Raw genomic sequence first — 24,542 nt, 5'->3', positions numbered from 1 at the left:
CAGGCTACCTGAAACCGTTTCAGGTAGCCTGAAGGGCTTTGTATCAATGTGCAGCCCATTCCACCGTATTCAAGTCTATGCCTTCCTGATGCATTTCCCACAAGGGCGAGAGTTCGCGCAATTTGCCGATTTTGGATTGAATCAGCTCGGCGGCAAATGTCACTTCTTCTTCGGTGGTCATGCGGCCGAAGGTGATGCGCAGGGAGGAGTGCGCCAATTCGTCGTTGCGGCCCAAGGCGCGCAGAACGTAGCTCGGCTCCAGCGAGGCGGAGGTACAGGCGGAGCCGCTGGATACGGCCAGCTCTTTCACCGCCATGATCAGGCTTTCGCCTTCGACGAAGTTGAAGCTCACGTTAAGGTTGGTGGCGACGCGGTGTTCTAAATCGCCGTTGATGTACACTTCTTCAATGCCTTCGATGCCTTTGAGGAAGAGGTCGCGCAGCTTGCGGGCGTGGGCGATGTCTTGCTCCAATTCTTCACGCGCCAAGCGGAAGGCTTCGCCCATGCCGACGATTTGGTGGGTGGGCAGGGTGCCGGAGCGGAAGCCGCGTTCGTGGCCGCCGCCGTGGATTTGGGCTTCGAGGCGCACGCGGGGTTTGCGGCGCACATATAAGGCGCCGATGCCTTTGGGGCCGTAAATTTTGTGGGCGGACATGGAGAGCAGATCGACTTTGGCGGCCTCTACGTCCACCGGGGTTTTTCCGCAGGCTTGGGCGGCATCCACATGGAAGATGATTTTATTTTCGCGGCAGATTTCGCCAATGGCGGGAATGTCTTGAATCACGCCGATTTCGTTGTTGACCCACATCACGGAAATGAGAATGGTGTCGGGGCGGATGGCGGCTTTGAGTTCTGCCAAATCGATCAGGCCGTTTTCCTGTACGCCGAGGTAGGTCACTTCAAAGCCTTGGCGTTCGAGTTCGCGCATGGTGTCCAACACCGCTTTGTGTTCGGTTTTCACGGTGATGAGGTGTTTGCCTTTGGTTTTGTAGAAGTGCGCCGCGCCTTTGATGGCCAGGTTGTTGGATTCGGTGGCGCCGCTGGTGAACACGATTTCTTTGGCATCGGCGTGAATCAGTTGGGCGATTTCGTAGCGGGCGTTTTCCACCGCTTCTTCCGCCGTCCAGCCGAAGCTGTGGCTGTTGGAGGCGGGGTTGCCGAACAGCTCGGTCAAATAAGGAATCATTTTTTCAGCTACCCGCGGATCAACCGGAGTGGTGGCGGCGTAGTCGAGATAGATGGGGGTGTGGATGGTCATGGTCGGTTCTTCCGTTGTTATCTGGTTTGCTTGTGTTTGGCGGCGGGCATCGGATTCAGGGCAATGGTGCGGCCGACGCCGGCGGCTTGTTTTTGGTCGAGCAGGTCTTGCAGGGAGACGCCGTTCAGGTAGCCTCGGATGGTGTGGTTGAGGTTTTCCCACAAATCGTGGGTCAGGCAGCGTGCGCCTTCGCGGCAGTTGCTTTTGCCGTTGCATTGGGTGGCATCGAAGCGGTCTTCCACCACATCGATGATTTGGGCGACATTGATGGCGGCAGCCGCTTGGCCGAGCACATAACCGCCGCCGGGGCCGCGGATGCTTTCCACCAGGCCGGCGCGGCGCAATTTGCCGAAGAGCTGTTCCAAATAGGACAGGGAGATGTTTTGCCGTTCGCTGACGGCATTCAGGCTCACCGGGCTGCTTTGCCCGTAGAGTGCCACATCCAGCATGGCGGTTACCGCAAAGCGGCCTTTGGTGGTCAGTCGCATGCTGTCCCTTGTCCCGAAATACTCAACGGGGGCGGATTGTGCAATAACCGAGTAATTCAGTCAAGTATTATCAGGCTACCTGAAACCGCTTGGCTCACCGCAAAAGCTCATCGGTAATCTGCTGCAAAAAAGCCAAACGGGCCGGCGACACCGTACCGGCTTCGGCCGCCGCTTTAACGGCACAGCCTGGCTCTTGGCGGTGGGTGCAGTTGTGGAAGCGGCAAGCGCCGACCCAAGGGCGCATATCGGGAAAATAGTGCAGCAGATCGGCCGCGGCCAGGTGATGCAGGCCGAACTCCTGCAGGCCGGGGGAATCGATCAGGCGGGTGTCCGCGTTCAGGTCGTAGAGCTGGGCGTGGGTGGTGGTGTGGCGGCCGGAATCGAGGGCGGTGGAGATATCGCCGGTGCGGGCGGTTTGGCTGCCTAACAGCGCGTTGGTGAGGGTGGATTTGCCCATGCCGCTTTGGCCGAGCAGGATATTGGTGTGCCCCTGCAACACCGGCCACAAGGCATCGGCCTGCGCCAAGGCGCTCAACACCAGCAGCGGATAGCCCAAGTTTTCGTAAAACGCCAGCTTTCCGCGCCACGCTTCGGTTTCGGGCAAATCGGCCTTGTTCAGCACAATCACGGCGCGGATGTCGGCCGCTTCGGCGGCCAGCAGGGCGCGCTGGAGAAAGGTTTTGCTGGGCGTGGGCACCGCAGCGAGCACCACCAGCAGCTGGCTGACATTGGCGGCAATCAGCTTGGTGCGCCAGGCGTCTTGGCGGTAGAGCAGGCTTTGGCGCGGCAGGTAGTCTTCAATCACCGCCTGTTCGTCGTTGACAGGCGTGAGGCGGACGAAATCGCCGCAGGCGAAATCCACCCGCTTTTTTCGGGTGGTGGCATCGAAGGTGCGGCCGTCGGGCGTGCGCACAATAAAGCGGCGGCCGTAGCTGGTGATGATTTGGGCGGTGTGATCGGGCATAAGCGGCCGGAGCGGCAAAAGGCGGCATCATAACAAGTTTTCCGCTTCGGCATAAGCCGTGCGGCGGCATGCTCGGCGGCTTTCAGGTAGCCCGGCGGTTTGGGGTACAATGCGCGCTGTTTTGTTTTACCTCGGAACCACCGTGCCGTATTGCCAGGTTGCGCTGAATGTGCCGCTGTCCAAACTGTTTACCTATGCCGTGCCGCATGATTTGACGGCAGGCACGCGGGTGGCGGTGCCGTTTGCCGGCCGCACGCTGGCGGGTATTGTTTGGGGCATGACCGACACGCCGGACGTGGCCGAAGAAAAAATCCTGCCGGTCAAACACATCTTCGCGCAAGAACCGCCGCTGCCGGAAAACTGGCGCGAACTGATGGCCTTCACCGCCCGCTACTACCATTATCCGCTCGGCCAAACCGTGTTCACCGCCCTGCCCGCCGGCCTGCGCCAAGCCAAACCCTGCAGCGTGCCCGAGCCGCCGCTGTATTACGCGCTCAACGCCGCCGGACGCGCCCAAACCGCGCCGACACACAAACGGCAGGCCGCCTTATGGCAGGCGCTGCGTTCAGGTAGCCTCACCGCCCGTGCCGCCAAACGGCTACATCCTCAGGCGGCTGCCCTGTTGGCCAAATGGCAGGCCGCCGGCTGGCTGACTGTCCATGCCGACACCCTGCAATGGGCCGTCCGCCCGACCGCGCAAACCCTGAACCCGCAGCAACAGGCCGCCGCCGATGCGGTGGTGGCCGCCGACGGCTTCTCACCCTTTCTGTTGTTCGGCATCACCGGCAGCGGCAAAACTGAAGCCTATTTCGAGATGATGGCCGCCGCTTTGGCACGCGGCAAACAGGTGCTGTTTCTGCTGCCGGAAATCAACCTCACGCCCCAGCTCTTGGCCCGCCTGCAACAGCGTTTCGCCGATGTGCCCACCGCCGTGCTGCACAGCCAAACCGCGGCAGGCGAGCGCAGCCAAGGCTACCTGAAAGCCCTGCTCGGCCAAGCGCGCCTGATCGTGGGCACGCGGCTGGCGGTGTTCACCCCCCTGCCCGATTTGGGGCTGGTGATTGTGGACGAAGAACACGACGCTTCTTTCAAACAAGACAGCGAACTGCGCTATCAGGCACGCGACTTGGCCCTGTGGCGGGCGCAACAGGCCGGCTGCGCCGTGGTACTCGGCAGCGCCACTCCCAGCTTAGAAAGTTGGTACAAGGCCCAAAGCGGCCGCTACACCCTGCTTACCCTACCCGAGCGCGCCCGCGCCGAATCCCGCCTGCCCGATATACGCCTGCTCGACGTGCGCCGCGAAGCGCTCGAACACGGCTTTTCCGCCGCCGCCATCAAGCTGTTGCAGGAAAACCATGCCGCCGGCGGCATGAGCATGGTCTATCTCAACCGGCGCGGTTTCGCCCCCGCCATATTCTGCGGCGACTGCGGCCATTTGTTCGGCTGCCCGCACTGTTCGGCCAAAATGGTGCTGCATCAGCGCAGCCGCCAACTGCGCTGCCACCACTGCGGCCACATCACACCCGTCCCGCGCCGCTGTCCCGACTGCGGCAATCAAGACCTCACCGCCGTCGGCTTCGGCACCCAGCGGGCAGAAGACCTGCTGCGCCAAGCCGTGCCGCAGGCGCAGGTGGTGCGGGTGGACCGCGACAGCACCTCGCGCAAAGACGACTGGGCCGATTTATACCGCCGCATCGACGCTGGCAGCATCGATATTCTGGTCGGCACCCAAATGCTGGCCAAAGGGCACGACTTCGCCCGCCTGAATCTGGTGGTGGTGCTCAATGCCGACGGCAGCCTCTACAGCGCCGACTACCGTGCGCCGGAGCGGCTGTTTGCCGAACTGATGCAAGTGGCCGGACGCGCCGGTCGCGCCGGGCCGGGCGGACGGGTATTGATCCAAACCCAGCTGCCCGAGCACCGCGTGTATCAGGCGCTGCTGCAACAGGATTACGCGGCCTTCGCCGACGGCGAGCTGGCCGAACGCGCCGCCTACGGCCTGCCGCCGTTTGCCTACGCCGCCGCCGTGCGCGCCGACGCCCCGCTGATGGCCGACGCGCTGGCCGTGTTGCAGCAGGCTGCCGACGCGGTGCTGCCCGTGCTGCCGGAAAGCGTACAATGCCTGGGGCCGGTGCCCATGCTGATGGCGCGGCTGGCCGGGCGGGAACGCGCTCAGGTGTTTCTGGAAAGCCCCGACCGCAAAGCCCTGCACCGCGCCCTTTCCGCCTGGCAGGAAGCCGTGCAGGCCGCCGCCAAAACCTGCGCCGCCTGTCGTTGGTCGGTGGATGTCGATCCGCTCGATATGTAAGCCTCCACCCCATCCCTCAGGCTACCTGAAAACCCCTTACCCAACCGAACACGCCACGGAAACCGCCGATGACCACCCGCCTAAACCGCCTCTTATTCGCCGCCGCCCTCGCCCTCTGCTTTCAGGTAGCCTCCGCGCTCGATTTCGGGCGCATGCGGCCGGACGAAGTGGCGGTGTATGTGCAAGACGTGGACAACGGCGAAGTGCTGCTGGCCCACCGCGCCGATGTGGGCATGAATCCCGCCTCCACCATGAAGCTGGTGACCGCCTTCGCCGCCTTCCGCGCCCTGGGCAGCGACTTCCGCTGGCAAACCGAATGGCGCAGCAGCGCCCCCGTCGGCAACGGCGCCCTGCACGGCGACCTCTATTGGGTGGGCAGCGGCAATCCCGTGTTCGACCAGCCCGACCTGATCGCCATGCAGCAACAGCTGGCGGCACAAGGCATCGCCAGCCTCAACGGCAAAGTGGTGCTCGACCGCAGCGTGTGGCGCGGCCACGGCAGCGCCGATGGCTTCGAGCACGATGCCGACCAAGCCTTCTCCACCCCGCCCGACCCGCACATGGTGGCCTACAAAGTATTGTGGGCCACCGCCGGGCAGGATGCCGACGGCCGGCCCGCCTTCCAACTCAATCCGCCGCTGCCCGGCATCCGCACCGACACCCTTCAGGTAGCCTGGACGGGCGGCCGCTGCGGCAAACTGGCCAACCACGTTTCCGCCGTGTGGGAAAACCAGTCCCTCGTTTTCAAAGGCCGCCTGCCGGCCGCCTGCGCGGGGCAGAAAATGTTCATCAACCTATTTGACGCGCCGCGTTTTGCCGAAGAGAGCTTCCGCGGCCATTGGCTGGCACAGGGGCTGGGCGGGCTGTACGGCTTCGGCCGCGGCACCGCCCCCGCCGGCAGCCGCGTGCTGGCGGTGAACCGCTCCAAGCCCTTGGCCGAAGTGCTCAGCGACATGAACAAATTTTCCAACAACCTGATCGCCCGCAGCGTTTTCCTCACCCTCGGCCAGCGCGAAGCCGGCGGCCGCAGCGCAGTGAACGCCGAAGCCGCCGTGCGCCGCCAGCTGGTGTCGGCCGGCCTGGACGACGAAGCCTTGGTGTTGGAAAACGGCTCCGGCCTGTCGCGCCGCGAACGCGCCACCGCCCGCTTCCTCGGCAGCATGCTGTATCAGGCTTACCGATCGCCCTTCCGCCAAGCCTTTATCGACACCCTGCCGATTGCCGGCGTGGACGGCACCCTCAAAACCCGCTTCCGCCAACTCGGCACCCCCCTACGCATGAAAACCGGCACCCTGCGCAATGTGCGCGCCCTGGCCGGCTACTGGCTGCCCGCGCACGGCCGCCGCCTGGCCGTGGTGGTGATCATCAACAGCGAGCGATCCGACGGCTACCTGCCCGACTTAGACGCCCTCGTCAACCGCATCGTGCGCGATCTGAGCACCGCCAACCGGCTTGAAAGCACGGGCGGCGCCCCCAATTAGGACCCGTTCAACAACTTCTTGCGCAGCGGTCTCTCGAAGCAAAAACCGCAGATGCCAGGCAAGAATACGCGCAAGATTGAGCATCTTGCCAGTCTTTGCAACGCAGCAGATGCCGGATTTGGACCGAACATACCGCCGCAGCGGAGATTTTGAACAGGTTCTGAGGCCAACCGCCGCCGGCCACCCCCATCCACCCTCACCGGAACACACCGCCATGAAACCCGTTACCATGTACACCGGCCGCTTCTGTCCCTACTGCCAGATGGCCAAAATGCTGCTGGCGCAGAAAGGCGTACACGAAATCACCGAAATTTCTGCCGACGCCCCCGAAGTACGCGCCCGCATGATCGAACTCACCGGCCGCCGCACCGTGCCGCAGATTTTCATCGGCGACACCCCCGTCGGCGGCTTCGACGACCTGCGCGCTCTCAACCAGCAAGGCCGGCTGGACGAAATGCTGGCAGACTGAAGCGTTTTCAGGTAGCCTAACGCCCGTTTTTCCACCCTCACAGAAAGAACGCCATGAGCGAGCAACAACAACCCGTATTCAGCATTGAAAAACTGTATGTGAAAGACCTGTCGCTGGAAGTGCCGCACGCCCCGCAAATCTTCCTCACCCAGGAAAGCCCTGACGTGGAACTGAAAGTGCACCACGAATCGCAAAAACTGGAAGACAATTTCTACGACGTCAGCGTGGTGCTCACCGTCACCGCCAAGCTGGCCGACGGCCGCGTGCTGTTTTTGAACGAAGTGGCGCAAAACGGCATCTTCCGCCTGGAAAACATTCCGGAAGACGACGTGAAAGTGCTGCTCGGCATCGCCTGCCCGAACATCCTCTACCCCTATGCGCGCGAAGCGGTTTCCTCCGCCATCACCCGCGCCGGCTTCCCGCCCGTGCTGTTGGCGCCGATCAACTTCGAAGCCATGTACGAGCAACAGCAAGCCGCGCCCGCCGGCAACGCTTAAGCCGTCCCGATACGCAAACATCAGGCTACCTGAAACGCTTTCAGGTAGCCTGATCTGTTTTGAGAGACGAGCAAACATTTGCGGGGCGGACATCGCCGCAAATCGCGGCAGCCTGAGACCTTTGCAAAACCCCCAGATGTGGATGCAGTTCAAGGCGCAGCAGCGCAGCGAACGTGAACGCCAGGAATCCCCGTGGGACAGACATATCATGAAGATAGGCAAGCGAGCGAGCAGTACCCATAGGGCATAAACGCACAACGCAGAAATGCGCCGCAGATGGCGGGTTTGCAAAGGTCTCAGCCCCTCATCGTGCCGACACCCCTGCCCGCTTCATACCGCCGCCGGCCACACCCGCGCCACCACTTCGGCCAAGGCCGATACCAACGGGTTTTCCTCATACTCGGCAGGATAAACGAAATTCAATTCGATGGCAGCAGCCACTTCTTCCACCACCGCCACCGGCAGGCCGCTGCCGATGGCTTTCACAGCCGCGCGGCGCGGCACAAAGGCCACACCCAAGCCTTGGGCGGCCATATCGATCATGGCCGATGGGCGGTCGCATTGGATGCGGCTAGGCGGCGACACCTTCAGCTGCCGCCACAGTTGCTGGATGTGTTTGCTGCTGCCGGAAGCGGCCGACATATCGATCCAGTTGCAGCGGTTCAAACTCTTGGGCAGACCGGCGCGGACGGTTTCCGCCTCGTCATGATGGCAGAGCAGCACATACTCCACCTGCTCCAAAGGCACGGCCTGCACGCTGCGGTAGGGGTTGCTGCCGAGAAAAAAACCGGCGTGCAGCTCTTTTTTACGCACCGCATTGATGAGGTCGCCGCTGAGGCCGAAACGGAATTTGAGGTGCACATCGGGCAGCTCGTCGCGCAGACACTGGGCCAGCTGTGCGGTTTTTTTACTGCTCAAGGGGTGGATGATGCCCACTTCCAGCACATCGGTGTGGCTGCCGGCCAAGCGGCTGGCGAAATGGTCGAGGCGGTGCATGTGGCGCAACAGGGCTTCCGCTTCGGGCAGCAGCGCACTGCCGGCGGCGGTGAGGCTCATGCCTTGGGCATTGCGTTCGAAAAGCTGTACGTCGAGATGCCGCTCGATGGCTTTGATTTGGGCGGAAACGGCCGGCTGAGAAAGGTGCAGGTTTTCCGCTGCCTGCGTGAGGTTGCCTTGGTGGGCAACGGCGACAAAGCTTTTTAACTGGTTGAGATCCATGGCGTGTTCCCTGCGTTGGATGGAGGGCGGAAGGGCTTGCGGTGTGCCGTCAGGCTTGCATTGTGAAGATACGTTTATTCTGAATGCAAATCAAGACTGCACAGCGAAACCGATACCGCTTTCACCCAAATATTGTCCATCCCCGCGGGCCGCACCATCCAAATAAGCGGCCGCCATGCGGGCAAAATCTTCGCGTACCCGCTGCATCAGCGGCGGCGATACTTGCCAGCCGTGCCAATACACCGGCACATCGGCAAAACGGCCGGGAGCCAAGTCGCACAGCAGACCGGCCGCCAAATCGTCACGGCTTTGGCAGTCGGGAATCATGCCGTAACCGAAGCCGAGCCGCAGCGCCTGATAAAAAGCGTTGTTCGAGGGCACCGTATGCTGTTGGCAATGATCGGCCCGGATGCCGAAGTGTGTCTGCAAAAAATCATGCTGCAAACGGTCTTTGCGGTTGAACACCAGCAATGGGGCCCGACGCAAGCTGCTGCGATCCACCCCTTCAGCAAACCATTGCGCCGCCGTCTCGGCAGCGGCCAACAGGCGGTAGCGCTGCGCCCCCAAATAGTGCACTTCGCCAGCATGCTGCGCCTGACTGCGGCTGCTGAGGGCGGCGTGCACTTCACCCTCGGTGAGCAAATCGAGGGTGTGGTTTTGGTCGTCGGCATACAGGCGGTACAGCAGCCGGTGGCGGTGTTTCAACTGGGCCAACACCGGCATCAGCCAGGTATCGAGAATGTCATAATTCACCGCCAGCCGCAGCACGAAAGGCTGCGGTTCGGCAGCCAGTTCGCGCTGCATTTCCTGCTCCAGCATATCGGCGCGGCGCAAATAGCCCACCAGCTTGCGCCCGGCAGGCGTGGCCCGCAGCGGCGGACGGCGGGTGAGCAAAAGACAACCGGTTTGCGCCTCCAATCGGCGGATGCGTTGGGACACGGCAGACGGGCTCAGATGCAGCTCGGCTGCGGCCTGCTCGAAGCTGCCGCTGGCCAATACCTGCAAAAAAGCGGCGGCGAGTTTGGGATCGGTGAGCATAATGGAAACCAAGATGGGGATGCGTTTTTTTCAGGTAGCCTGAATCGTATTGCAGCGCATGGCCGCCGAACGGATTTTGCGGCATAGTGCGGGCTCAGACAAGCAAGAGAAAAGAAGCGCCGATGTGGGCTTATTATCTGAAAGGATTGATGCTGTGCGCGGGGCTGATTGTGGCGATCGGCGCGCAAAACGCTTATGTGCTGCGGCAGGGCCTGCTCAAGCAGCAGGTGCCGCTGGTGGTGGCCTTTTGCTGCGTGTGCGATATGCTGTTGATCGGCGCGGGAGTATGGGGCTTGGGCCGGGTGGCCGTTGCTTCGCCCGGCTTGCTGCAGGCGATGACGTGGGGCGGCGGGCTGTTTCTGCTCGGCTACAGCCTGCTGGCCGCGAAACGCGCCTGGCAGGGCGGCGGGCATCTGGTGCTGGATACGGAGCACACCCGGCCGCAGCCGGCGGGCAAGGTATTGGCCACGGTGGCGGCGATGACGTTGCTTAACCCGCATGTCTACCTCGATACCGTGCTGCTGATCGGCGGTGTGGCGGCTGGTTTTGCCGCAGCGGAAAAGTGGGCGTTCTGGCTGGGGGCGGCCAGCATGTCGGTATTGTGGTTCTGCAGCTTGGGCTTCGGCGCCCGCCTGCTACAACCGTTGTTCCGCCGCGAGGGCGTGTGGCGGCTCTTGGACACGCTGATTGCGCTGATGATGGCCTATTTGGGCATCGGCCTGCTGCGGACGGTGTGGTAAATAGACGGTGTGGTAAATAACGGGCGCCCCACCGCCAAAAAGGCTACCTGAAAGCTTTCAGGTAGCCTTTTTGCATCATAAGATGAAACTCAAATTGCCTGTTCGGCCTTCAGCTTCAGCAATTCGCGGGCGGGCGATGTTTCCGGCAGCTTTTCCAAAGCCTGACGGTAAGCGGCCACGGCTTCTTCCGGTTTGCCTTGGGCAAGATACACATCGCCCTTGGTTTCCAGAATCTGCGCCTCGAATGCGGCATCTACCGGCTGTGCCAGCGTGGCGAGCGCGGCATCATACTGCTGCTGCTGGAGCTGCACGGTGGCCAAACGCTGGATGGCCAAGGCGCGGATCAGCGGTTCGTCTTGGTATTTCAACACCCAGTTCAGGTGGCCGGCGGCTTCGTCGTAACGGGCTTGGCCGTAGGCATAGCCGGCCTGCATCAGCGTGGCTTGGGCGGCCGATACGGTGGCGGGATATTCGCTTTGCAGCTTCACCAACACCTCGGCAGACTGGCCGTGCTGGCCAGCCTGATATTTCTGCGCCCAGTCGTCAAACAAGGCCACGGCTTCGCTGTTTTTGCCGTTTTGGTAGCTTTGGTACACCACCCAGCCCAAATACGCCAGGGCGGCGGCGGCCAGCACGGCAAACAGCCAGCGGCCCCAGCTGCGCCAGAAATGTTTGAAATTCTCGATTTCTTCTTGGTCTTTTAAATCGTAAACAGCCATTATTCAGTCCATTCTTTCAGGGTGGAAAGCAGGTGCCCGGCCGGCACGGTGGTCTGGCCGCGGCCGCCCTGCATGTCTTTGAGGGTAACGCTGTCCGCCGCCAGCTCGCTTTCGGCCACAATCAGGGCGAAGCGGCTGCCGCTGGCGTCGGCTTTTTTCATCTGCGCTTTCAGGCTTTGACCGCCGCAATACTGCTGCACGTTCCAACCCTCGGCACGCAGGGCGGCGGCGTGGCGCATGGCGGCCAACGTGCTGCCTTCGCCCTGCTGCATCACAAACACATCCGGCGCTTCGTCGCAAGGCAGGCTGCCGTATTCGCGCACCAAAAGCAGCAGGCGTTCGATGCCCATGGCAAAACCCACGCAGGCGGCGGGCTTGCCGCCCAACTCTTCAATCAGGCCGTCGTAGCGGCCGCCGCCGCATACCGTGGCTTGGGCGCCGAGTTTGTCGGTGGTCCATTCAAACACGGTTTGGTTGTAGTAGTCCAAACCGCGCACCAGGCGGGGGTTTTCCACATAGGCAATGCCCAGGCCGTCGAGCAGGGCTTTCAATTCGCGGTAGTGTTGTTGTGAGGCTTCGCCCAAATAGTCGGCCAAACGCGGCGCGCCGTTGCAGATGTCTTGCAGATCGGGATTTTTACTGTCGAGCACGCGCAGCGGATTGGTGTGCATGCGGCGGCGGCTGTCTTCGTCCAGCTGCGCCTCATGGGCTTTCAGGTAGCCCACCAGCGCTTCGCGGTGGGCGGCGCGTTCTTCTCGGTTGCCCAGGCTGTTGAGTTCCAACGTGAGGTGTTCGGCAATGCCCAATTCGCGCCACAAATCGGCGCTCATGGCGATGATTTCGGCATCGATGTCCGGCCCTTCAAAGCCCAGCGCCTCGATGCCGACTTGGTGAAACTGGCGGTAGCGCCCTTTCTGTGGCCGTTCGCGGCGGAACATGGGGCCGATGTACCACAGTTTTTGCGGGGCGTTATACAGGAGGTTGTGCTCCACCACCGCACGCAGGCAGGAGGCCGTGCCTTCGGGGCGCAGGCTGAGGCTGAGGGTGTCGTTGGAGTCGGCAAAGGTGTACATCTCTTTGCCCACCACATCGGTTTCTTCGCCGATGGAGCGCACGAAAAGGCCGGTCTGCTCCACGATGGGGGTGCGGATTTGGCGGTAGCCGAAGCGGCGCGTCCACGCCGCCACTTTGTCTTCAAATGCCTGCCAGAAGGCGGCGGTGAGCTTGAAATCTTTCTGCTCCACCGGCAGGAGATCGTTCATGCCTTTTACGGCTTGGATTTTTTGTCCCATGATGTTTTGCGGGTATGCGTTTGCTGAATTCGGAAACGGCGCATGATAGCACATCAGGCTACCTGAAAGGATGTTCAGGTAGCCTGCTGGTTTATCCTACCGGCTCATCAACCCAAAGCCTTGCGCGCGCCGGCGAACATTCTGTACCAGCCGGAAAGTTCGCTGTTTTGCCAATCGTCGGGATGCCAGCTCATTTGGGCGGTGCGGTACACGCGCTCGGGGTGCGGCATCATGATGGTAACGCGGCCGTCGGCATTGGTTACGCCTGCGATGCCTTGCGGCGAGCCGTTGGGGTTGAGCGGGTAGGTTTGGGTGACTGCGCCCAAGCCGTCCACATATTGCAGGGCGATGTTGAGGCCGTCTGCGCCCGCAGGAAGCCCCTGTGGGGAAATTTTGCCGCCGATATGGGCGAAATCGGCGCGGCCTTCGCCGTGGCTCACGACTACGGGGAGATGGCTGCCCTGCATTTCGGCCAGAATCAGCGAGGGCGATTTGGGCACGTTGACCATGCTCAGGCGGGCTTCAAACTGTTCGCTTCTGTTGCGTTTGAACTTCGGCCAGCCTTGCGTGCCGGGGATGATTTCCGCCAAGTTGCTCACCATTTGGCAGCCGTTGCACACACCCAAAGTGAGCGTGTCGCCGCGCTCGAAGAAGGCGCTGAACTGGTCGCGCAGTTCGGGGTGGAACAGGATGGATTTCGCCCAGCCTGCGCCCGCACCCAATACGTCGCCGTAGCTGAAACCGCCGCAGGCGGCGAGCATGTGGAAGTCGGCCAGTTTCACGCGGCCGGCCATCAAGTCGCTCATGTGTACGTCGTAAGCATCGAAGCCCGCGCGGGTAAAGGCGGCAGCCATTTCCACCTGTCCGTTCACGCCTTGTTCGCGCAATACGGCGATTTTCGGCTTGGCACCGCTCGCGATAAACGGTGCGGCGATGTCTTCTTTAAGGTCGAATTTCAGGTCGGCAAACAGCGCGCTGCGTTGGTTGTCTTCCAGCAGGGCAAATTCGCTGTCGGCGCATTCGGGGTTGTCGCGCAGGCGTTGGATTTGATGGCTGGTTTCTTGCCATGCTTGTTGTAATTTCAGACGGCTTTCGTTGAAAATCACTTCGCTGCCGCTGGAGATGTGCAGTGTGTCGGTATCGTTGGCTACGGCAATTTTTGATACCGCATCACTCAAACCAACGGCGGCAAATACTTGACGCACCGCTTCGGCATCGGCTTGGCGTACTTGCAGCACCGCGCCCAGCTCTTCGTTAAACAGCACGGAAAGCGCATCTGCGTTTTCAGGTAGCCGAACATCCAAGCCGCAACGTGCAGCAAACGCCATTTCCGCCAACGTAGCAAACAGGCCGCCGTCGCTGCGGTCGTGGTAAGCCAGCAATTTATCTTCGGCCACAAGCTGCTGGATCACTTGGTAAAACGCTTTCAGACGGCCTGCTTCGATATCCGGCGCTTCGCCTGCCATATCGTTATACACTTGGCTTAAGGCCGAGCCGCCCATGCGCGCTTTGCCGAAGCCCAAATCCACGGCCAGCAATACGCTGTCTGCCGTGTTTTTCAATTCGGGCGTAACGGTTTTGCGCACGTCCTGCACCGGCGCGAAGCCGGTAATAATCAGGCTCAACGGCGAAGTTACCGATTTTTGCGTGCCGTTGTCTTGCCACACGGTTTTCATCGACAGCGAATCTTTGCCCACGGGAATACTGATGCCCAGTTCCTGACAGGTTTGCGACACAGCTTCGACGGTGCGGTAGAGTTTTTCGTCTTCGCCGGCATTGCCGCAGGCGGCCATCCAGTTGGCGGAAAGTTTGATGTTGCCGATGTCGCCGATATTCACGCCGGCGAGGTTGGTCAGCGTTTCGCCGATGGCCATGCGTCCGGAAGCGGGCGCGTTAAAGAGGGCAACGGTCGGTTTTTCGCCCATGGCCATGGTTTCGCCTTTGTGGGTGTTGAAGCCCATCATGGTTACGGCGGCATCGGCCACGGGGGTTTGGTAACGCCCTACCATTTGGTCACGGTGGGTCATGCCGCCAACGCTGCGGTCGCCGATGGTAATCAGGAAGTTTTTGGCAGCCACGGTGGGCAGGCGCAACACGCGGTAGGCGGCTTCTTTCAAATCGATATGGCTACCTGAAAACGGTTTTTCCCCACAGGGACTTCCGTCGGTCGCAGACGGCCTTACGGTGTTGTCACTGCGGGTGGTTTTGGGCGGTTTTCCGAGCAAAACGTTCAGCGGCAAATCAACGGGATGGTTGCCGTACAAATCGTCGCGCACTTGCAGATGGCCGTCGTCGGTGGCGGTGCCGACCACGGCAAACGGGCAGCGTTCGCGCTCGCAGATTTGGCGGAACAAGTCTAAGTGTTCGGGCAAAATCGACAACACATAACGCTCTTGCGCCTCATTACACCAAATCTGCATCGGGCTTAAGCCGTGCTCTTCCAGCGGCACGTCGCGCAGTTTGAATATTGCACCGCGGCCTGCGTCGTTGACCAATTCGGGAAAAGCGTTCGACAAGCCGCCTGCGCCGACATCGTGAATGGCAATAATCGGATTGCCTGCGCCCAACTGCCAGCAGCGGTCGATCACTTCTTGTGCGCGGCGTTCGATTTCGGGGTTGCCGCGCTGTACCGAGTTGAAGTCCAAATCGGCGGCGTTGCTGCCGGTATCCATAGAAGAGGCTGCGCCGCCACCCAAACCGATCAGCATGCCGGGGCCGCCGAGTTGCACCAATAATGCGCCTTCGGGGATTTGGTCTTTATGAGTTTGGCCTGCCTGAATGTTGCCCAAGCCGCCGGCAATCATGATGGGTTTGTGGTAGCCGCGCATTTGGCCTTCGAACGCTTCTTCAAAGGTGCGGAAATAGCCCAAAAGGTTGGGGCGGCCGAATTCATTGTTGAACGCCGCGCCGCCGATGGGGCCTTCGATCATGATGTCGAGCGGGCTGCTGATGTGGTCGGGCTTGCCGTAGCCGCCTTCCCACGGTTGTTTGAAATCGGGGATGTTGAGGTTGGATACGGTAAAGCCGGTCAAACCCGCTTTCGGGCGTGCGCCTTTGCCGGTGGCACCTTCGTCGCGGATTTCGCCGCCCGCACCGGTGGCCGCGCCTGCGAAAGGTGCAATGGCGGTGGGGTGGTTGTGGGTTTCCACTTTCATCAAAATGTGCGTTTCTTCTTCGCTGAAGCGGTAGCCTTGCTGCTCGTCCGCACGCGGGTAGAAACGCTCGATTTTCGCGCCTTCGATGATGGAAGCGTTGTCTTTATAGGCCACAATCGTGCCTTCGGGGTGGGCATTGTGGGTGTCGCGAATCATGCCGAACAGCGATTTGGGCTGTTTTTCGCCGTTTAAGATGAAGTCGGCATTGAAGATTTTGTGGCGGCAGTGTTCGGAGTTGGCCTGTGCGAACATCATCAGTTCGACATCGCTGGGGTTGCGCTGCAAGGCTTGGTAGTTTTCCAGCAGATAGTCGATTTCGTCGGGCGACAATGCCAAGCCCAGTTCGCTGTTGGCTTGTATTAAAGCGTCTTTGCCTTTGCCTAAAACGTCAACGGTAGCAAAAGTTTGCGCTTCGGGGTGGGCGAAGAGCTGCGAGGCCGTCTGAAAATCGGGCAACACGCTTTCGGTCATGCGGTCGTGCAAGAGGGCGGCCCATTGCTGTTTTTGCTCGGCGTTCAACTCGCCTTTCACCCACACCGCCATGCCGCGCTCGATGCGTTCGATTTCACCCAAGCCGCAGTTGTGCGCGATGTCGGTGGCTTTGGATGCCCACGGCGAAATGGTGCCGATGCGCGGGGTGATTAAAAACAAATGCAGGCTGTTTTCGGCTTCGGGTGTTTTTTCGACACTTTCTGCTGCTAACAAAGCCTGCAATTTTGTTGCGGTTTCGTGGTTCAGCGCGGATTCGCTGCTCACAAAATACCAAAATTCGCTGCTTAATTCTGCTTTCGGCAGGCCGGCGGCCGCGGCTTTTTGCAGGAGTTTTTCGACACGGAAATCAGACAGGGCGGCAACGCCGCGCAAGGGCAATACGACGGACATGATGGCTCGTGCTCACACAAAATCGGAAAGATAAAAAGAGAGGCGGATTATACGCGAAAACGCCTTTCCCCCACCCAAGATTTTGCCCGCGCAGGCTACCTGAAAGCTGTCTGCCCGCCCGCAGGCGGCGCAGGCTGGCAGATACGGCGGGCTTGTGATAGCGTAAGGCCTGTTTCAGTCAGGCCGGCGGCGGTATTGGGAGTCAAGCATTCCCGCCACACGGCCATTTTACCGAGGACACCATATGAAAAAAATCGAAGCCATCATCAAACCGTTCAAGCTCGACGACGTACGCGAAGCGCTCACCGAAATCGGCATCACCGGCATGACAGTGAGCGAAGTGAAAGGGTTCGGCCGCCAAAAAGGCCACACCGAAATCTACCGCGGCGCGGAATACGCGGTGGACTTTCTGCCCAAAGTGCGGCTGGAAATTGTGCTGGCCGACGACTTGGTGGAGCACGCGGTGGAGACCATTGTGCAGGCAGCGCAGTCGGGCAAAATCGGCGACGGCAAAATTTTCGTGCTGCCGGTGGAAAGCGTGATCCGCATCCGCACCGGCGAACGCGACGAAGCGGCGCTCTAAACACCCGCCCCGGCCAACTTCAGGCTGAGACCTTTGCAAAACCCTCAGATGTAGATGCAGTTCAAGGCGTAGCAGCGCAGCGAGTGTAAACGCTAGGAATTCCTGTGGGACAGACATATCATGAAGATAGGCAAGCGAGCGAGCAGTACCCATAGGGCATAAACGCACAACGCAGAAATGCGCCGCAGATGGGGGTTTTGCAAAGGTCTCAGGCTACCTGAAAACAGCCGGCACCGTTATGCCACCGGTGCCGGCTGTTTGCTTTCAAGCCGAATCAGGCCACGCCGTAGCGGTCGCGGTAGGCCTGCACCGGCGCCAGGTGTTCGCGGAACTGTGCATCGTCCTGCAACAGCGCCAGCAAATCGCGCAGACTGGCAATCGCCACCACCGGCAGGCCGTATTGCTGCTCCACTTCCTGCACGGCGGATAATTCTCCGCTGCCTTTTTCCATGCGGTCGAGCGCAATCGCCACCGCCGCAGGCGTGGCGCCGGCGGCTTCAATCAGCTTGACCGACTCGCGCACGGAGGTGCCGGCGGAAATCACGTCGTCGATAATCAGCACCCGCCCTTTAAGCGGCGCCCCCACCAGCACGCCGCCTTCGCCGTGGTCTTTCGCCTCTTTGCGGTTGTAGGCAAACGGCACGTTCACGCCCTGCTCGGCCAACATCATGGCGGTGGCCGCCGCCAGAATGATGCCTTTGTAGGCCGGGCCGAACAGCATGTCGAACGGCACCTTGCTTTCCAAAATCGCTTGGGCGTAAAAACGCGCCAGCGCAAGGGTGGCCGCGCCGTCGTTAAACAGGCCGGCGTTGAAAAAATAAGGCGACTGGCGGCCGGCCTTGGTGGTGAATTCGCCAAACTTCAATACTTCGCGCTCCAGGGCGAAACGGAGGAAATCCTGACGGAATGCGGACATGCTGTGCTTACCTTTGCAATCAAAATTCGAAAAGCGGGCATTATATCGCCAAAAGGCTACCTGAACGCCGCCGCCGCACAGAGAAACCCGCGCTGCTGGTTTTCAGGTAGCCTTCATAGGCGGTCTGGCCGCCACTGAGCTTAATCAAACCCGCTATATTGGAAAGGCTACCTGAAACCGCACACTGCGCTTTCAGGTAGCCTGTTTGCCGCAGGCCAATCATCAGGCAGCGGCAAGGGAATTTACCAATAACCGAGCAGTTTCCACCACAGGCCGCCGATCACCACAAACACCAGCAGGTTCACCACGCTCATCACAAAGCCGGCTTTCCACCATTCGCCCAGGGTGGTGTAGCCCGAGCCGAAAATCACGGGAGAGGTGCCGGTAGCGTAGTGGGTCAGCGTCATCATCAGGCTGGAAGCGGCCGCCATCAGCAGGGCGAACAGCATGGGCGGCGCGCCCAAGGCAATGCCTGCGGTGTAGAACGCGGCCAGCATGGCGGTGATGTGGGCGGTGGTGCTGGCGAACATATAGTGGGCATACATATAAGCCAGCAGCAGCAGCGCCGAAGCGGCCACCCAGTTCAGCCCCATCTGTTCGATGCCGCCTTCCAGCACGCCGGAAAACCAGGCAATCAGGCCGAGTTTATTCAAGAAAGTGGCCATCATCACGAGTGCGGCAAACCAAGTGACGGTATCCCACGCGCTTTTTTCTTTCAGCACATCGTCCCACGACAACACGCCGGAGAGCAACAGCAGCGACAGGCCGACAAAAGCGGTGGTGGTGGCGTCCACTTTCCAGCCGTCGCCCAGCAGCATGGCCGGCACGCCCGCCCACAAAATCAGCAGCAGCGCAAAAATGCCGAGCATGATTTTTTCACCGCGGTTCATGGCGCCCAATTCGTTCAGCCGCTCTTTGGCAAACTGCGCCGCATTGGGCGTTTCTTTGATTTCGGGCGGGTAGATGAAATAGAGCACCAAGGGCATCAGAAACATCGCCGCCAAGCCGGGCAGCAGCATGGCCAAGGCCCAAGTGCCCCAAGTGAGGTGGATGTCGGAATTGGTGGCCTCCGCAATCAGGTTCACAATCAGCGGATTGGGCGCGGTGGCGGTGATGAACATGGCCGAGGTGATCGGATTGCTGTGGTAGTTCACCAGTGCCAGATATTTGCCGATGCGGCCTTGCGTGCCTTTTTCGGGATCGGAATCGTAGCTGGCGGCAATCGCTTTCATCACGGGGTGGATGATGCCGCCGCCGCGTGCGGTGTTGCTCGGCGTAACGGGGGCGAGCAGCAGCTCCGACAAAGCCAGGCTGTAACCGATGCCCAAGGTTTTTTTGCCGAACAGGGAAATAAACAGATAACCGATGCGTGCACCCAAGCCGGTTTTCAGAATGCCGCGCGAAATCATGATGGATACGCCGATCAGCCAAATCAAGGGGCTGGCGAAACTGCTCAAGGCGTCTTTAATCGCATCGGCGGGTTTGTCGGCGGTTACGCCGGTGAGCGCCACCAGCATGATGGCCACCATCGACAAAGCGCCAATCGGCATGGCCTTGCCGATAATGGCGGCAATCACGCCCACAAACATGGCCAGCAGTTTCCAGGCTTCGGGTTTGACCTCGGCCGGAGTGGGAATCAGCCACACCGCCACGCCCAAACCCACGGCCACCGCCATCGGAATCGGCTTGAAACCGAGTTTGCTCCGGTTCTCGTTTTTTTCGCTCATCGTGCACTCCTTGTGAATGTGATGCAGTTGAGGGGAGCTGCCGCCCGAAGGCAGCAAGCAACTCAAATGTAACAAGAATCGCACGGACAGGGTTTGACCGGACGCAAAGATTGGCCGCTTCGCACCGCCCGCGGCCAAACAAAACAGGCTTTCAGGTAGCCTGAAAGCCTGTCACCGCGTTCCTTAATCTGCCGCCAAGCCGTTTGCCTCAACATCGAAACGGCGCACCTGGCGGATAAATTCGCGCATTTTATGCGGGCATTTCACGCCCGGCGCGCTTTCCACCCCGCTGGAAACGTCCACCGTGCAGGCGCCGGTTTGCCGCAACGCCGCCGCCACATTGCTCGCATGCAGCCCGCCGGACAAAATCCACGAAACGGCCAGGCGCTCGGGCAACACCGACCAATCGAAAGCATGGCCGGTGCCGCCGTATTCGCCTTCCACATGGGCGTCCAGCAGCACGGCACGGGCATCGGCATAACAGGCGGCTGCCTGCATGATATCGGCCGTCTCGCGCACCCGCACCGCTTTCAGATACGGGCGTTGGAACTGGCGGCAGAATTCAGGCGTTTCGTCGCCGTGAAACTGCAATACGTCCACCGGTACTTGCGACAACACTTGGCGGATGCATTCGGCATCTTGGTTCACAAACAACGCCACGATGCTGACAAAAGGCGGCAAGGCAGCGGCAATCTCGCGGGCGGTGTCGATGCCGATGTGGCGTTTGCTGCCCGGATAAAACACCAGGCCGACGGCGTCTGCGCCCAATTCGGCGGCGGCTCGGGCGTCCTCCGCCCGGGTGAAGCCGCAGATTTTGATGCGTGTGTTCATCTTTCAGGTAGCCCCTGTTGTTGCAAAAACCGCTGCAAAGCGGCCTCGTCGAGATGCCAATGGCAGATTTCGGTGTCGCCGTGCAACAGCACCGGCACCAGCTCGTTGTAGCGCGCCTCCAGTTCGGGATCGTCGTCCACATCCTGCACGGCCAGCTCAAAGCCGTAGCGCGCCTGATACGGCTGCAAGTCGGCACGCATGCGGTGGCACAGGCTGCAATATTCGCGAAACAGCAAAGTTAACGTCATCGTCTGGCTCCCAAAATCAGGTTGAGGCTACCTGAAACAACCATTCCGGCACGGGCGGCGTGGCCACACCCCACTCGGGCGGATAATCCACGCCGGTCAGATACAGGCCGTCGGGCATAAAAGTGGGCGGCGCCTGCAAACGGCTGCGCGCCGCCAGCAATTCGGCAAAGCCCGCCACGCTGAGCCGGCCGCTGCCCACATACACCAGTGCGCCCATGATGTTGCGCACCATGTGGTGCAAAAAAGCATTGCCGTGCAAATCGAGTGTGATCAGCGACGGCGTGCCGCCCAGCGTGGCGCTGTAAAGGGTTTTCACCGGTGATTTGGCTTGGCATTGGGCGGCGCGGAAGCAGGAAAAATCATGCTCGCCCACCAATAAAGCCGCCGCCTGCCGCATTACCTCCAAATCCAAGCGGTAATGCGTCCACCCTGCCCGGCCCACCAATAAAGGGGAGCGCACCGGCGCCGACTGCAACACATAGCGGTAGCGGCGGCCGCAGGCGTCGAAGCGGGCATGAAAAACGTCCGGCACCGACTGCACCCGCCACACCGCCACACCCTCGGGCAGATGGGTGTTCACCCCGCGCACCCATGCCTGATCGAGCCTGTCGGCACGGCTGTCGAAATGCACCACCTGGGCCGTGGCGTGTACGCCGGTATCGGTGCGGCCGGCCGCCACCACCGTAACCGGTTCGCCGGCCATGCGGCTCAAAGCCTCTTCCAACGCGGCCTGTACGGTGGCCACGCCGTCGGCCTGTTTCTGCCAGCCGAAAAAGCGGCCGCCGTCGTAACTGAGCCACAAAGCGCGGCGCCTGAAGCCGTGGGAAGGCGGAGAAGAAATCATGTGCTCCATTGCGTTTGCAAAATCAAAGGTCTCAGGCTACCTGAAAGCCTGGCCGGACAACACCGGCCCGACCGATTGTAAAGACAAAACCAACCCGGGCAGTCAGCCCGGGTTGGCAGCGGTCATACCGTCAAACGGTTAACCCAATTCTTTCAGCAGGGCTTGGGCTTGCGCCTGAATGCTGCTGCCGTTGGATTCATTGACCAATTCCATCAAAGTCTGACGGGCCGTATTGGCATCATCAATTTCCAAATACATCTTGGCCAACTCCAGCTTCGCTTCCAGCGCCTCTTGCGGCAGCGAAGCCTGTTGCTGAACCGCTTCCGCCCAATCCAAGGCTTCGGCTTCCAGTTTGGCCGAATCAACCGGCTGAACCTCGGCACTCTCGAAAGCCGTGTCAAAAGACAAAGCGCTATCCGCGGCTTCCACGGTGGCGGGTGCAGCCGCTTCTTCTGCCGCCTGCAGGGCGGCAGGTTCGGCATCATCCACGAAATTCAGGCTGTCCAGATTGAAATCCAAACCTCCGGCTTGGTCGTCAAAACCGGGCGCCGGAGCAGGCTCTTCGGCGGCCACAGCCAAAGACAGATGGTCATCAACCGCAAAGTCTAAAGCAGACACCTCTTCTGCGCTCACTTCCGGCTGCCAATCTGTCTCAAAGCTGACCGCTTCCTGCTCCGCAGCGTAGGCGGTTTGTGCCAATGCGGCCGGTTCACCGACATCGAAAGACAAACCGTCGTCTTCCTCGGCACCAAACGGCAGGGCTTCAACCGGCGCCGTCACCTCGCCAACAGACGCGGGGGCTTGCGGCTGCGCAGACAGATCAAAATCAAACTCAGCAGCCTCCGGAGCCGTTGGCTCTTGGTCTGCCACAAACTGCGGTGCAAGCTCTGCTTCAGCCGCAGATGCTTGCAAGCTCTCTTCTACAGGCGGGGTTTCATCTTCCCACACCCAAGCCAAATCATCTTCAACGACCGGCGGCGCAGGCTCGGCAACCGGCGTATTGTGTGCGGCAGGCAATGCCTCATCACCGAAGTTTAGCCAATCGTCGGCAGACTTGGCCGCCACCGTAGCAGCTGCCGCCACACCGGCAGCCGTGGTGGCAGTTGCCGGCTCAGCAGAAGGCGGCTCGGCTGTCGGCGAGAAGGGGGTGGGGGTGGCCTCCTCTGTTTGGTCTTCCAACCAGCTCCAATCGTCTTCTTCTGCCACCGCTTCGGCTTTTGCTGCAACGGACTCAGTGTCCGGCGTATCGCCCAAATGCTGCTGCTCGGCCAATTGGTCGAGATTCAAATGCAGGTCGTCTTCTGCTACCGCACCGGCGGCGGCGGTCTGCGCCGTCTGGGTATCGGTTGCCGGAGCCGGGCTGTTGATGTCTTCGAAGAACAAATCATCTTCGTCATCGACGGGGGCGCCGGCTGCCGCTGCTCCCGCATGGGGTTTTCTACGACGGTTGGACAGCAGATAGGCCAGGCCGCCGAGAACAACGGCACCACCTGCTCCATACAACGCCCACTTCATCCAATCGGGTTGCTCTTCCTGAGGCGCAGGCGTTTCCGCCGCCGGCGCAGGTGCCGGTTCGGCCACCGGGGGAGCAACAGGCTCGGATACTTCGGCAGCCGCAGCCTCAGATGCGGCCGCTTCAGAAACGGCCACCGCTTCGGAGGCCGTCGCCTCGACAGGCGCAGGCACCGGTTCGCTAACCGCCGGCACTACCGGCTCTGCGGTTTCGGCAGGCTTCGCTGCCGGCTCGGGTGTAGCGGGCGGCGTGGCGCTTTCTGCGGCAGGTGGCGTTTGTGTTGCCGGCGCGGTTTGTTCTGCCGCTTGGGCAGACGGTGCCGCCGTCTCATCCGCAGCAGCACGCACACGGATTTGGCTGTCTCGTGCCAAACGGCGCAACTGGGCCGCTTCGGGAATAATCAGCGTTGTGCCGCTGTACATCAAATCGGGGTTGCCGTTGCGGAACGACTTGGGGTTGGCCCGCACCAAAGCATTGATGGTTTGGCGCAAAGTCATGCCTTCAGGCTGCACGCGCTGGGCGATGTCCACCAGCAATTCGCCGTCTTTCACCTGATAGCGCGAACCGCGTACCACTTCTACGCGGGCGGGCGCCTGCGCTGGGCGCGAACGGTTGCGCTCACGCTCGCTTTGACGGCGCGGCTGCTCTGCGGCACGCTCGCGGCCGGGCTTGGGCGCCTCTTGGGCCGCACGCCGCGCAGGCTGCGGCGCAACAGTGGGCGCCTGATAATCTTTGGGATCCAACATGGCGGTGTATTGGCGGTTTTGGTTGCCTACCCCGAGCCAAAAAGTAACGACCGGCTCTTTCATCGGTGCGCTCGAACGCAAGCGGATAACGGCACGGTCGCTGCTTTGTTGGACAACAGTCGCGGTCAGATTGGCACCGATTACGGCCGGTTTGACCGAGCCGGCCAAGGCCCGCGCTTCATCGCCGGTTACCACTACGGTGCCGGCAAAAGGCTCGTCCAAATTGGATTGAACCTGCAGGCCGCCCATGGCGGCTGAGGCATTGAGCGATGCCGCCAAGCCCAAAGAAGCGGCGATCAACTTCACTTTACACTGTTTATTAAACATTAAACCTCCCTTAACAGCCCGAATTGAATTTGCACCGACTTTTTCAGACGCGGCACCGCACCGACGGGGACCGCTTATGCGGTCATTCGCACAAATACATCACGGTAAGTCCAAACAATTCGGGCATCATATCGTTTCTTAAACCCGTGTGCCAAGCATCTTAAACGGTTTGGCCCTGTTTCAGACACGAAAGTGAAACATTTTTTACAAAAACTTGCCGACGCTTTTGTGAAAAGGCTACCTGAAAACCGTTTTCCGCATCCTGCTGCGGCAAAATGATGCATTCTTCCCTTTACAC

General features: G+C 60.8%; 21 protein-coding genes and 1 pseudogene. 6 read left to right on the top strand and 16 right to left on the bottom strand.

Annotation, left to right across the window (positions count from 1 at the left end):
• Positions 1-43: 43 nt before the first annotated feature.
• The 3 genes from H3L94_RS01860 to rsgA all read right to left on the bottom strand — a co-directional run bounded on the left by H3L94_RS01860 (position 44) and on the right by rsgA (position 2,710).
• Positions 44-1,258: an IscS subfamily cysteine desulfurase gene (locus H3L94_RS01860; RefSeq protein ID WP_182122429.1), complete on the bottom strand. Its 1,215-nt coding sequence runs from the start codon at positions 1,256-1,258 to the stop codon at positions 44-46.
• 17 nt (positions 1,259-1,275) lie between these two features.
• Positions 1,276-1,746 (bottom strand): Fe-S cluster assembly transcriptional regulator IscR, encoded by a 471-nt coding sequence (iscR, locus tag H3L94_RS01855; RefSeq protein WP_009119748.1) that lies wholly within the window; start codon positions 1,744-1,746, stop codon positions 1,276-1,278.
• Between the two features lie 94 nt (positions 1,747-1,840).
• Complete coding sequence (gene rsgA / locus H3L94_RS01850; protein WP_182122428.1) at positions 1,841-2,710, bottom strand: ribosome small subunit-dependent GTPase A; 870 nt, start codon at positions 2,708-2,710, stop codon at positions 1,841-1,843.
• A 142-nt stretch (positions 2,711-2,852) separates the two neighbouring features.
• Between rsgA and H3L94_RS01845 the strand changes: the two genes are divergently transcribed.
• The 4 genes from H3L94_RS01845 to secB all read left to right on the top strand — a co-directional run bounded on the left by H3L94_RS01845 (position 2,853) and on the right by secB (position 7,465).
• On the top strand, positions 2,853-5,018 hold the full coding sequence (locus H3L94_RS01845; protein WP_182122427.1) for a primosomal protein N': 2,166 nt from the start codon (positions 2,853-2,855) through the stop codon (positions 5,016-5,018).
• A gap of 68 nt (positions 5,019-5,086) precedes the next feature.
• Positions 5,087-6,499 (top strand): D-alanyl-D-alanine carboxypeptidase/D-alanyl-D-alanine endopeptidase, encoded by a 1,413-nt coding sequence (gene dacB, locus H3L94_RS01840; protein ID WP_182122426.1) that lies wholly within the window; start codon positions 5,087-5,089, stop codon positions 6,497-6,499.
• 214 nt (positions 6,500-6,713) lie between these two features.
• Positions 6,714-6,968, top strand: coding sequence for a glutaredoxin 3 (grxC, locus tag H3L94_RS01835; RefSeq protein ID WP_009119634.1), 255 nt, complete (start codon positions 6,714-6,716; stop codon positions 6,966-6,968).
• A 53-nt stretch (positions 6,969-7,021) separates the two neighbouring features.
• Positions 7,022-7,465, top strand: coding sequence for a protein-export chaperone SecB (secB, locus tag H3L94_RS01830; RefSeq protein ID WP_182122425.1), 444 nt, complete (start codon positions 7,022-7,024; stop codon positions 7,463-7,465).
• A 330-nt stretch (positions 7,466-7,795) separates the two neighbouring features.
• Here the strand turns inward: secB and H3L94_RS01825 are convergent, their stop codons facing one another.
• Positions 7,796-8,683, bottom strand: coding sequence for a LysR family transcriptional regulator (locus tag H3L94_RS01825; protein WP_009118705.1), 888 nt, complete (start codon positions 8,681-8,683; stop codon positions 7,796-7,798).
• Positions 8,684-8,773: 90 nt separating this feature from the next.
• Positions 8,774-9,721, bottom strand: coding sequence for an ArgP/LysG family DNA-binding transcriptional regulator (locus H3L94_RS01820; protein WP_182122424.1), 948 nt, complete (start codon positions 9,719-9,721; stop codon positions 8,774-8,776).
• Between the two features lie 122 nt (positions 9,722-9,843).
• Between H3L94_RS01820 and H3L94_RS01815 the strand changes: the two genes are divergently transcribed.
• Positions 9,844-10,461 carry a LysE/ArgO family amino acid transporter gene (locus H3L94_RS01815; protein ID WP_009118703.1) on the top strand — a complete coding sequence of 206 codons (618 nt, stop codon included), beginning with the start codon at positions 9,844-9,846 and terminating at the stop codon, positions 10,459-10,461.
• An 89-nt stretch (positions 10,462-10,550) separates the two neighbouring features.
• Here H3L94_RS01815 and H3L94_RS01810 read toward each other — a convergent pair whose 3' ends face one another.
• From H3L94_RS01810 to purL, 3 genes are all read right to left on the bottom strand, one after another.
• A complete protein-coding gene (locus tag H3L94_RS01810) occupies positions 10,551-11,180 on the bottom strand; it encodes a YfgM family protein (RefSeq protein ID WP_182122423.1) in 630 nt (209 codons plus the stop codon).
• Positions 11,180-12,472, bottom strand: coding sequence for a histidine--tRNA ligase (gene hisS, locus H3L94_RS01805; protein ID WP_040661034.1), 1,293 nt, complete (start codon positions 12,470-12,472; stop codon positions 11,180-11,182). The genes H3L94_RS01810 and hisS overlap by 1 nt, the downstream gene beginning before the upstream one ends.
• A 107-nt stretch (positions 12,473-12,579) precedes the next feature.
• On the bottom strand, positions 12,580-16,509 hold the full coding sequence (gene purL / locus H3L94_RS01800; RefSeq protein ID WP_182122422.1) for a phosphoribosylformylglycinamidine synthase: 3,930 nt from the start codon (positions 16,507-16,509) through the stop codon (positions 12,580-12,582).
• Positions 16,510-16,753: 244 nt separating this feature from the next.
• Between purL and H3L94_RS01795 the strand changes: the two genes are divergently transcribed.
• The gene (locus H3L94_RS01795; RefSeq protein ID WP_009119697.1) at positions 16,754-17,092 is read left to right on the top strand and encodes a P-II family nitrogen regulator; all 339 of its coding nucleotides are present in this window, start codon (positions 16,754-16,756) and stop codon (positions 17,090-17,092) included.
• 21 nt (positions 17,093-17,113) lie between these two features.
• Here the strand turns inward: H3L94_RS01795 and H3L94_RS12260 are convergent.
• The 8 genes and pseudogenes from H3L94_RS12260 to H3L94_RS01760 form a co-directional block, all read right to left on the bottom strand.
• Positions 17,114-17,295, bottom strand: a pseudogene (locus H3L94_RS12260) (ATP-dependent exonuclease); the annotation flags it as partial.
• Positions 17,296-17,366: 71 nt separating this feature from the next.
• A complete protein-coding gene (gene pyrE, locus H3L94_RS01790) occupies positions 17,367-18,008 on the bottom strand; it encodes an orotate phosphoribosyltransferase (RefSeq protein WP_009119698.1) in 642 nt (213 codons plus the stop codon).
• A 40-nt stretch (positions 18,009-18,048) separates the two neighbouring features.
• Complete coding sequence (locus H3L94_RS01785; RefSeq protein WP_182122421.1) at positions 18,049-18,231, bottom strand: hypothetical protein; 183 nt, start codon at positions 18,229-18,231, stop codon at positions 18,049-18,051.
• A gap of 19 nt (positions 18,232-18,250) precedes the next feature.
• Complete coding sequence (locus H3L94_RS01780; RefSeq protein ID WP_182122420.1) at positions 18,251-19,735, bottom strand: DASS family sodium-coupled anion symporter; 1,485 nt, start codon at positions 19,733-19,735, stop codon at positions 18,251-18,253.
• A 183-nt stretch (positions 19,736-19,918) separates the two neighbouring features.
• Positions 19,919-20,566: a phosphoribosylanthranilate isomerase gene (locus tag H3L94_RS01775; RefSeq protein WP_182122419.1), complete on the bottom strand. Its 648-nt coding sequence runs from the start codon at positions 20,564-20,566 to the stop codon at positions 19,919-19,921.
• Positions 20,563-20,814, bottom strand: coding sequence for a glutaredoxin family protein (locus H3L94_RS01770; protein WP_182122418.1), 252 nt, complete (start codon positions 20,812-20,814; stop codon positions 20,563-20,565). The genes H3L94_RS01775 and H3L94_RS01770 overlap by 4 nt, the downstream gene beginning before the upstream one ends.
• Before the next feature lie 16 nt (positions 20,815-20,830).
• The gene (truA, locus tag H3L94_RS01765; RefSeq protein ID WP_182122417.1) at positions 20,831-21,667 is read right to left on the bottom strand and encodes a tRNA pseudouridine(38-40) synthase TruA; all 837 of its coding nucleotides are present in this window, start codon (positions 21,665-21,667) and stop codon (positions 20,831-20,833) included.
• A 129-nt stretch (positions 21,668-21,796) separates the two neighbouring features.
• A complete protein-coding gene (locus H3L94_RS01760; protein WP_182122416.1) occupies positions 21,797-24,244 on the bottom strand; it encodes a FimV/HubP family polar landmark protein in 2,448 nt (815 codons plus the stop codon).
• Positions 24,245-24,542: the final 298 nt, after the last annotated feature.

The sequence above is a fragment of the Neisseria shayeganii genome (genome assembly GCF_014054965.1).
GTDB lineage: Bacteria > Pseudomonadota > Gammaproteobacteria > Burkholderiales > Neisseriaceae > Eikenella > Eikenella shayeganii.
This window is presented reverse-complemented; position numbering and strand designations above follow the sequence as displayed.

What these genes read in the sequence shown, in the direction of transcription:
- H3L94_RS01760 (WP_182122416.1), bottom strand. Translation starts at nt 24,244, where the DNA reads ATGTTTAATAAACAGTGTAAAGTGAAGTTGATCGCCGCTTCTTTGGGC.
- H3L94_RS01820 (WP_182122424.1), bottom strand. Translation starts at nt 9,721, where the DNA reads ATGCTCACCGATCCCAAACTCGCCGCCGCTTTTTTGCAGGTATTGGCC.
- dacB (WP_182122426.1), top strand. Translation starts at nt 5,087, where the DNA reads ATGACCACCCGCCTAAACCGCCTCTTATTCGCCGCCGCCCTCGCCCTC.
- H3L94_RS01785 (WP_182122421.1), bottom strand. Translation starts at nt 18,231, where the DNA reads ATGATTGGCCTGCGGCAAACAGGCTACCTGAAAGCGCAGTGTGCGGTT.
- pyrE (WP_009119698.1), bottom strand. Translation starts at nt 18,008, where the DNA reads ATGTCCGCATTCCGTCAGGATTTCCTCCGTTTCGCCCTGGAGCGCGAA.
- H3L94_RS01810 (WP_182122423.1), bottom strand. Translation starts at nt 11,180, where the DNA reads ATGGCTGTTTACGATTTAAAAGACCAAGAAGAAATCGAGAATTTCAAA.
- H3L94_RS01775 (WP_182122419.1), bottom strand. Translation starts at nt 20,566, where the DNA reads ATGAACACACGCATCAAAATCTGCGGCTTCACCCGGGCGGAGGACGCC.
- rsgA (WP_182122428.1), bottom strand. Translation starts at nt 2,710, where the DNA reads ATGCCCGATCACACCGCCCAAATCATCACCAGCTACGGCCGCCGCTTT.
- H3L94_RS01770 (WP_182122418.1), bottom strand. Translation starts at nt 20,814, where the DNA reads ATGACGTTAACTTTGCTGTTTCGCGAATATTGCAGCCTGTGCCACCGC.
- secB (WP_182122425.1), top strand. Translation starts at nt 7,022, where the DNA reads ATGAGCGAGCAACAACAACCCGTATTCAGCATTGAAAAACTGTATGTG.
- H3L94_RS01780 (WP_182122420.1), bottom strand. Translation starts at nt 19,735, where the DNA reads ATGAGCGAAAAAAACGAGAACCGGAGCAAACTCGGTTTCAAGCCGATT.
- H3L94_RS01825 (WP_009118705.1), bottom strand. Translation starts at nt 8,683, where the DNA reads ATGGATCTCAACCAGTTAAAAAGCTTTGTCGCCGTTGCCCACCAAGGC.
- truA (WP_182122417.1), bottom strand. Translation starts at nt 21,667, where the DNA reads ATGGAGCACATGATTTCTTCTCCGCCTTCCCACGGCTTCAGGCGCCGC.
- grxC (WP_009119634.1), top strand. Translation starts at nt 6,714, where the DNA reads ATGAAACCCGTTACCATGTACACCGGCCGCTTCTGTCCCTACTGCCAG.
- purL (WP_182122422.1), bottom strand. Translation starts at nt 16,509, where the DNA reads ATGTCCGTCGTATTGCCCTTGCGCGGCGTTGCCGCCCTGTCTGATTTC.
- H3L94_RS01860 (WP_182122429.1), bottom strand. Translation starts at nt 1,258, where the DNA reads ATGACCATCCACACCCCCATCTATCTCGACTACGCCGCCACCACTCCG.
- H3L94_RS01795 (WP_009119697.1), top strand. Translation starts at nt 16,754, where the DNA reads ATGAAAAAAATCGAAGCCATCATCAAACCGTTCAAGCTCGACGACGTA.
- iscR (WP_009119748.1), bottom strand. Translation starts at nt 1,746, where the DNA reads ATGCGACTGACCACCAAAGGCCGCTTTGCGGTAACCGCCATGCTGGAT.
- hisS (WP_040661034.1), bottom strand. Translation starts at nt 12,472, where the DNA reads ATGGGACAAAAAATCCAAGCCGTAAAAGGCATGAACGATCTCCTGCCG.
- H3L94_RS01815 (WP_009118703.1), top strand. Translation starts at nt 9,844, where the DNA reads ATGTGGGCTTATTATCTGAAAGGATTGATGCTGTGCGCGGGGCTGATT.